General features: G+C 63.8%; 4 protein-coding genes, 3 pseudogenes and 1 other annotated feature. All 7 genes and pseudogenes read left to right on the plus strand.

The genetic code is table 11. The annotated features are described in order from the left end of the window. The first annotated feature begins 91 nt into the window (after positions 1-91). A pseudogene (locus tag C8P69_RS22990) lies at positions 92-1323 on the plus strand (IS3 family transposase). Then, positions 376-492: a sequence feature (AL1L pseudoknot), on the plus strand. It overlaps the preceding pseudogene by 117 nt. Positions 1324-1412: 89 nt before the next feature. Beyond that, positions 1413-1841 (plus strand): hypothetical protein, encoded by a 429-nt coding sequence (locus C8P69_RS23685; protein WP_146167446.1) that lies wholly within the window; start codon positions 1413-1415, stop codon positions 1839-1841. A 312-nt stretch (positions 1842-2153) separates the two neighbouring features. Further along, a pseudogene (locus tag C8P69_RS24360) lies at positions 2154-2746 on the plus strand (transposase); the annotation flags it as partial. 94 nt (positions 2747-2840) lie between these two features. Continuing rightward, positions 2841-3218 (plus strand): IS66-like element accessory protein TnpA, encoded by a 378-nt coding sequence (gene tnpA, locus C8P69_RS23000; protein ID WP_108179768.1) that lies wholly within the window; start codon positions 2841-2843, stop codon positions 3216-3218. Continuing rightward, positions 3215-3562, plus strand: a complete 348-nt coding sequence (gene tnpB, locus C8P69_RS23005) for an IS66 family insertion sequence element accessory protein TnpB (RefSeq protein WP_108179769.1) — start codon at positions 3215-3217, stop codon at positions 3560-3562. The genes tnpA and tnpB overlap by 4 nt, the downstream gene beginning before the upstream one ends. Positions 3563-3687: 125 nt before the next feature. Continuing rightward, positions 3688-5325, plus strand: a complete 1638-nt coding sequence (tnpC, locus tag C8P69_RS23010; protein WP_245902216.1) for an IS66 family transposase — start codon at positions 3688-3690, stop codon at positions 5323-5325. Positions 5326-5367: 42 nt separating this feature from the next. Continuing rightward, positions 5368-5622 (plus strand): annotated as a pseudogene (locus C8P69_RS23015) (integrase core domain-containing protein); the annotation flags it as partial. Positions 5623-5669: the final 47 nt, after the last annotated feature.

Raw genomic sequence — 5669 nt, forward strand, 5'->3', positions numbered from 1 at the left:
CGCCCAGGAGGCTCGCGGGGTACCAGCCGCAGATCCTCAATAGCCCATCGGCCTTAGACAGGAGGCTCCAACTTCTAAGTAGGATGGAGCCATGACGAGCAAGACGACGAACAAATTTTCGCCTGAGGTCCGCGAGCGGGCGGTGCGGCTGGTGCTCGACCAGGAGGGTGAGCACTCCTCGCGCTGGGTCGCCTGTGCCTCGATCGCTGCCAAGATCGGCTGCTCGACCCCCACGCTGCTGGAGTGGGTCAAGCGGGCAGAGGTCGATGGCGGGAAGCGTGCTGGTGTTCCCTCCGACGTTTCGGAGAAGCTGAAGGCGCTCGAACGGGAGAACCGCGAGCTGCGCCAGGCCAACGAGATCCTGCGCAAGGCGTCGGCTTATTTCGCCCAGGCGGAGCTCGACCGCCCGTTCAAACGATGATCGCCTTCATTGACGATCATCGCGACGTCTATGGGGTCGAGCCGATCTGCAAGGTCCTGCCGATCGCCCCATCGACGTATTACGCACACCACGCCCAGCGCCGCGATCCCGCTCGGCGGTCTTGTCGCGCTCAGCGGGATGAGGTGCTGCGGTCGGAGGTTACACGCGTCTTTACCCAGAACTTTGAGGTTTATGGCGTGCGCAAAGTCTGGCGCCAGTTGATGCGGGAGGGCGTCGGTGTTGCGCGTTGCACCGTGGAACGGCTCATGCGTGAGCTGGGTCTCCAAGGCATCATCCGCGGCAAGCCGGCTCGAACGACCATCCAGGACAAGGCCGCCCCTTGTCCGCTCGATCACGTCAACCGCGTGTTCCATGCCCCAGCGCCGGATCGCCTATGGCTCTCGGACTTCACTTGACGCTCGACGTGGTCTGGGTTCGTCTATGTAGCCTTCGTCATCGACGCCTACGCGCGGCGCATCGTGGGATGGCGGGTCAGCCGGACTGCCCATGCCAGCTTCGTCCTGGACGCGCTCGAGCAGGCCCTCCATGAGCGAAGGCCAGCCAGCAAAGCTGGGCTTGTGCATCATTCGGATCGCGGATCGCAATACGTCAGCATCCGCTACACCGAGCGCCTGGCAGAGGCTGGCATTGAACCCTCCGTTGGCAGTGTCGGCGACAGCTACGACAATGCCCTCGCAGAGACCATCAACGGGCTCTACAAAGCCGAACTCATCCATCGCCGCGGGCCTTGGCGGAGCTTCGAGGCGGTCGAGTTCGCGACGCTGACCTGGGTCGACTGGTTCAACAACCGCCGCCTCCTTGAGCCCATCGGTAACATCCCGCCCGCCGAAGCCGAGGAACGCTACTACGCCTCGTTGGCACATACAGCGATGGCCGTATAACTTACGACGACCGGCCTCCGGCAAAACCGGGGCGGTTCAGACTTCATAAATGCATGAGGCCAGGAGGAATTTTGGTTGGTGCAGAGTACGTGGGTGCATTCCGCTTTCAGTTCCCGGAAGCGCAGGTGCGGTGGATTAACGCGGCGCTTGCTGCCATACCAGCCAAGTTCCGCCCCGTCGAACAAGCCGATGGACTCCTACCCTCGTCGATCGAGCAATTGACTCTCTTCCCCTACGTCGCCCCCTCGATTGAAGCAATGGTTGCTTTTGACCCTAGCGAGGCAGTGTCAGGATACCTCTTGATGCCAACCATCGAGCGCTATTTCAATCGTATCGAAAAAAGGGATGGTGGTGGTGGTATTGTAATGAATCTTGCCGGTCATTTCCCTTTCGACGAAACGAATAGCGACCCCAAGTGTGATGCATGGCTTGGCGTAATCGCACACATTGAACGAGTCCTGTACGAACAAGATATTGTTCCAAGTGACCTAGTTTATTTTGCTTACAAGAAGCGCTGATCCTTAGGTGTAGCATCGCTAGGATGCGAGTGTCGCTATAGCGGCCCCGCGGTCTAGATACGGAATGGCTGCGGCGTAGCATCGGAGGCCGGCCTGTTCTTTCGCTGGCCTCCTCGACTGGTGCCTTCATTATTGAAGCACGCTCGGCACCGCACCTCGTACCTTCAGTAAGCTCGGCCTCTCCGCATGGTGTAAAGCCTCAAACTTTCTGCTCCGCGACTTGCTGGTCAGACGGTTCCGTTATGAACCAGCCCCCTAATTGCCTGGACACGACCCACCCTTAAGATAAGGGTTAGGAGTAATGTCGTTCGCATGACTGGTTCTTATCCGAAGAGTGAGGTGCTTCGCGGACCACAGCGCCGGCGCCGATGGACGGTGACGGAGAAGCTGGAGATGGTCGCCGAGACCAATGAGCCGGGCTCGTCGGTGAGCCTGGTGGCCCGCCGTCACGGTGTATCGCCCAACCAGCTCTTCACCTGGCGGCGGCTTGCCGAGCAAGGCGCTCTGACGGCAACGCGGGCCGAGGAGGAGGTTGTTCCAGCCTCTGCCTTCCGTGCCCAGCAGGAGCAGATCCGCCAGCTGCAGCGCCTGCTTGGTAAGAAGACCCTGGAAGCGGAGATCCTGAAGGAGGCCCTTGAGGTCGCCGCAGGCCCAAGAAAACGACTGTTGCAGTCGTTCTTGCCGCCGAAGGACGTTACCCGATGACGGTGATCTGCGAGGCCGTCGGCGTTGCCAGATCCAACATTGCTGCGAGGACGGCCGGGCGCCCCCAACGACGCAGAGGCCCTCCGCCGCAGCCCGAAGGCGCGCTACTGGCCAGGATCAAGAGCATCATCGCGCAGATGCCGACCTACGGGTATGCACGCGTTTGGGCAGTCCTTCGCCGGGAGGCGCGGGAGAAGGGTACGCATCCGGCGAGGGCCACCTCGTTCTGGGGCGCCCGATGATGCCGTTCTGCTGATCCGGCAGTACTGCCGGCAGTAGTGCTGGAGAGCTGGATTGGAGAGCGAGACTTATGTCCGGCGGCGGCATTGGACGTTGGCGGAAAAGCGGTCAGTCGTCGAAGAGGCTGCGACCAATGGGAACGTCGCGGCGACGGCCAAGCGGCACGGCCTGCAGACGCAGCAGATCTATCGCTGGCGCGAGCGATTGGATCGGGAGGAGGCTCCGGGATCCTTCCTTCCGGTGACGGTCAGTCCGGATCGTCCAGCAGCACTTCTGGATCAGGATCACCGGAAGCAGGATACAGCAGTAGTGCCGGATCGGGCTCCGCGGATTGAGATCGTCCTTGGCGCCGATCGCCGGATCATCGCGGAGGGAGCAGTCGACGCCGGGATCCTTCTGCGGCTTGTGCGAGGTCTTGAGGCGCCGCGATGATCCCGGTGCCGATGGGCGTGAAGGTATGGCTTGCGACGGGCCATACGGACATGCGGAAGGGCTTTGCCTCGCTGGCCCTGCAGGTGCAGGAGGTATTGAAGCACGATCCTTTGGGCGGCCACATCTTCTGCTTCCGTGGCCGTCGCGGCGACCTGATCAAGGTGATCTGGCACGACGGCCAGGCGGCGAACCTCTATGTGCGACGGCTGGAGCGGGGACGGTTCCTGTGGCCCTCGCCAGCAGACGGGATCGTCACGATCACGCCGGCGCAGATGGGCTATCTGTTGTCCGGGATCGACTGGCGGAACCCGCAGGAGACGTGGCGGCCGACCTCGATCGGATGATGGGTTTTGCCCCTCGGAATTTGCTTTGGAGCGGCAGCGTTCTGTGATTCCATCCTCAAGTGACCACGCCCTCTGACCCTTCTGAACCGCTGGAGTTGCCGACCGATCCGGCAGCTCTTGCGGCGATGTTCCTGGCGGAGCGGGCGGCCCGTCTGGCGGAGCGTGACGCAAGGATCGCGGCCGAAGAGAAAGCGTCCAGCGCCACGGTACGTGCCGATCTTGCCGAAGCTGATGCGATCCGCGCCAAGAGTGCGGCCTCTGCCAACGGGGCGATGATCACGTACCTCCAGTTGATGATCGAGAAGCTGAAGCGGGAGCTCTATGGCCAGAGCTCCGAGCGTGGCACGCAGAAGCTCGACCAGTTGCAGCTGCAGCTCGAGGAGTGCGAGGCGGCTGCGACCGTGGACGAGGTTGCAGCGATCCTGGCCTCGAGCACGGCGACGCACCGGCGGCGACCGGTGCGCAAACCCTTCCCCGATCATCTGCCGCGGGAGCGGGTGGTGCTGCCGGCACCGACCTCCTGCCCGTGCTGCGGCTCGGCAAGGCTGTCGAAGCTCGGCGAGGACGTCACCGAGACGCTGGAGCTCGTCCCGCGCCAGTGGAAGGTGATCCAGACGGTGCGGGAGAAGTTCGCCTGCCGGGCCTGCGAGACGATCACGCAGGAGCCAGCGCCGTTCCATCCGACGCCGCGTGGCTTTGTGGGGCCGAACCTCCTGGCGACGATCCTGTTCGAAAAGTTCGGACAGCATCAGCCGCTGAACCGGCAGAGCGAGCGCTATGCCCGGGAGGGGATCGACCTCTCCGTCTCGACGCTTGCCGACCAGGTGGGAGCGGCAACATCGGCCTTGCAGCCGCTGCATGCGCTGATCGCGGCGCATGTACTGGCGGCAGAACGTCTCCACGGCGACGACACGACGGTGCCGATCCTCGCCAAGGGCAAGACCGACACCGGCCGGATCTGGACCTATGTGCGCGACGACCGGCCCTTTGGCGGGGCTGATCCGCCGGCGGCCCTGTACTTTGCCTCAAAGGATCGACGACAGGAGCATCCCGATGGCCACCTCCGGGGGTGGCGGGGCATCCTGCAGGCCGATGCCTATGGAGGCTACAACGGGCTTTATGATCCGCGGCGACCTGAAGGGCCAGTAACGTCCGCCCTGTGCTGGAGCCATGCCCGCCGCGGCTTCTATGAGCTCGCCGACATCGCGGCCAAGGCGCGCCGTGGCTCCGCCGCCGCCATCTCCCCGATCGCACTGGAGGCGGTGAAGCGGATCGACGCTATCTTTGCCATCGAGCGGGAGATCAACGGCCGATCACCGGAGGAGCGGGTGCGAGCCCACCAGGAGGCCGCAAAGCCGCTCGTCGACGACCTGGCGACCTGGCTCCAGGCCCAACGCGGAACGCTCTCTCGCTCGGCGACGGTCGCCAAGCCCATCGACTACATGCTCAAGCGATGGGATCGCTTCGCCGCCTTCCTCGACGATGGCCGGATCTGCCTGACCAACAACGCTGCCGAGCGGGCACTGCGAGGCTTTGCCCTCGGCCGGAAGGCCTGGCTGTTTGCGGGCTCCGATCGCGGCGCGGAGCGTGCTGCGGCCATGGCGACGCTGATCGAGACAGCCAAGCTCAACGGCATCGATCCGCAAGCCTGGCTCGCCGACGTCCTCGCCCGTATCGCCGCCATCCCGCAGTCCAGGCTGCCAGAGCTGCTGCCGTGGAACTGGCAGCCCCTTGGCCCCGCGACCGCACGTCAGGCTGCCTGATCCGAACGCGCAGACGCCGCGGCCCTCGGCGGATGCTTACGCTACGTCGCCCATGAGACGCGAAGGTTTGCCCGCGACATCGGCCTCGAGCCTCTCACAACGCCGGTCGAAAGCCCGCAGTCGAACGGCATGGCCGAAGCCTTCGTCAGAACCTTCAAGCGGGACTACGTGGCCGTGAACCCGAAGCCCGACGCGGCCACCGTCATTGCCGCCCTGCCAGGCTGGTTCGACCACTACAACGCGCTTCATCGTAAGCGCTGTTTTCAGGCCACGGCTTTGAGCGGCCTTGCGGCATAGGCCCAAGGCAAGAGCTCGTCGATCTGGCTCTGCGGGTGTCCGCCGAC

This window comes from Phreatobacter oligotrophus (assembly GCF_003046185.1).
Taxonomy (GTDB): domain Bacteria; phylum Pseudomonadota; class Alphaproteobacteria; order Rhizobiales; family Phreatobacteraceae; genus Phreatobacter; species Phreatobacter oligotrophus.